Below are 2,426 nucleotides of genomic sequence, written 5' to 3' on the forward strand. Positions count from 1 at the left end.
AAAAAATGGTGGCGTATTATCGGCAGTTTCGCTTTTCTGGTTGTATTTTTCACAGCGCTATCAGTTGCCCTGGTTACCAACTATTTAATTCCAGGATTTACCATTGCCATAGGTTTTTTACTGGGTGGTATCGTTTCGCCCCCAGATGCGGTAAGCACCGGAGCCATCATGAAATTTGTTAAAATTCCTCGTTCTACATCCGCCATTTTAGAGGGAGAAAGTTTACTAAATGACGCCTCATCTTTGATTATTTTTCGGTTTGCTTTGGTAGCCGTTGGTACCGGGCAATTTGTATGGCATGAAGCTGCAGGAAGCTTTATATGGATGGTACTTGGTGGTGCTGCAATAGGCTTGTTGCTGGCTTGGATTTTCGTTCAGGCACATAAACGTTTACCAACTGATGCGCCCTCTGATATCGCCTTGACACTCATCGAGCCTTACTTTATGTATTGGGTAGCGGAGCAGGTACATAGTTCTGGCGTAATGGCGGTGGTATGTGGTGGTCTATACATGTCTGCAAAACGACTCGTCTTTTTAAACAGCGCCAGTAGGATAAAAGGATTCAGTGTTTGGGAAAGTTTTGTGTTTATTTTAAACGGTGTAGTTTTCATGATTATAGGCTTAGAGCTGCCAGAAATTGTTGGCGGGATAAGATCTGAAGGAATTTCATTAGGTACGGCTATTAATTATGGACTATTGGTGACAGCTGTGCTTATCGGTGCCAGGATGATTAGCTCTTATGCGGCTTTGGTAGCTACTACCATCTTCCGGCCAAGTGTTCGACCGCATGCCTCATCGCGGGTAAGGCGCTGGATGATGCCGCTTTTATTGGGATGGACCGGTATGCGAGGCGTGGTATCACTCGCCGCAGCTTTAGCTATACCAGTTACGCTAAATGGAGCAGCCTTTCCGCATAGAAATCTTATCCTCTTTATCACTTTTGTGGTTATATTATTAACCTTATTAATCCAAGGATTAACCCTGCCCTATTTCATTAAACGCACCCATTTTTTTGATGGTGTATTTGGCCTTGAAAATGAAGAAGCAACCAGGCTGAAAATGAAGCAAGGCCTTAAACAACATGTTTATCAAGAGCTTAAAAATAAATACGAAAATGGTTTACAGGGCAATGAGAAGATCGCAAAAATACTTAAACAGTGGGAAGAACGGGCCAAGGCTGCCGACGATAGCTGGATGAATGACGACACCAAAACCATTTTCGTTGAACTTTTAGATAGCCAACGCGAATATTTAGTTGAATTAAATAAAGACCCAAAAATTGATGAGGAAATCATCCGCCAGCAATTATATCAAATCGATTTGGAAGAAGAAAGATTAAAGATTATTTAGTCCTTTGAGTACAGATTTATTTAAAATAGATAAGCTACAATGCAGCTTTAGCATCTATCAGGGATCAACTGAAAAACTATCGGTTTTACAGTTGATCCTAAAGGAAACGAAATTTGTTACTTAAAATCGGGCACTTCGAAAATGTATCCTCCGAATAAAATGTAGGCCCATAATAACGTCCAAAATATGTTGAACAATTGTGCCACACCAAATACTACAGCGGGCTTTCCTTCTTGCAATTTAATTAGCGATGAAAGCTTGGCTTCCATACCGATGGATACAAATGCCATAGCAAACCAAACTGTTCGTAAACCGCTTAGTGAGGGTACAACCGCTTTAGAGGTTTCAGCAGACAACAGAAATGAAAATATAAGCGAAGCTGCAATAAAACCAATTACAAATTTTGGAAATCGTTCCCAAACAATTCCAATACCGTTACCTTTTTGAATAGCAATTTCTCCATTTGATTTTTTAGGTTTCTTATAAGCCCACCATATAGCGATAAGAAAAGCGGCGACACCGATAAAAACGTTTTGAGAAAATTTAGCAATTACGCCAGCTTTAACTGCGATTGGTCCAATCAAATCTCCCGCAGCGGTTACAGTTGCTGTGGTATCAAGGGTTCCACCTAGCCAGGCACCGCCAACAACTTCAGGAATATTAAAAAATTTAACTGCCCAGGGTTGTAAAACCATCATTGGAATGGCCATAATTAAAACTAATGTTGTTACGTAAGATAGTTTTCGCTTATCTCCGTTAATTGCTCCGGCCGCCACAATAGCTGCCGAAACGCCGCAAATGGAAACAGCAGAAGCCAAAATCACACCGAACTCATCATCTACCTTTAATTTTCTGCTTAACCACATCGAAAAAAACCAAACTGCACTTACTACCACTACAGCTTGTAAAATACCGGGCAATCCAGCTTTTACTAAATCAGCTGAAAGTATGGTGGTCCCTAAAATAACCAGACCAGTTTTGATATAAAATTCTGACCGAACGGCTTCTTTTAACCACTGCGGAAGTTGGACCAAATTGCCCAGTAAAATTCCAATCAGCAAGGCGAAGACTACATA

At 40.8% G+C, this 2,426-nt stretch carries 2 protein-coding genes; one reads left to right on the forward strand and one right to left on the reverse strand.

The annotated features are described in order from the left end of the window. Positions 1–1,350, forward strand: a 1,350-nt coding sequence (locus ON09_RS23415; RefSeq protein WP_010603499.1) for a cation:proton antiporter, incomplete at its 5' end; no start/stop codon positions are given. A gap of 116 nt (positions 1,351–1,466) precedes the next feature. Here ON09_RS23415 and ON09_RS23420 read toward each other — a convergent pair. After that, a partial coding sequence (locus ON09_RS23420) for a YeiH family protein (RefSeq protein ID WP_010603500.1) occupies positions 1,467–2,426 on the reverse strand: 960 nt, incomplete at its 5' end.

Source organism: Pedobacter agri PB92 (assembly GCF_000258495.1).
GTDB classification, from domain to species: Bacteria; Bacteroidota; Bacteroidia; order Sphingobacteriales; family Sphingobacteriaceae; genus Pedobacter; species Pedobacter agri.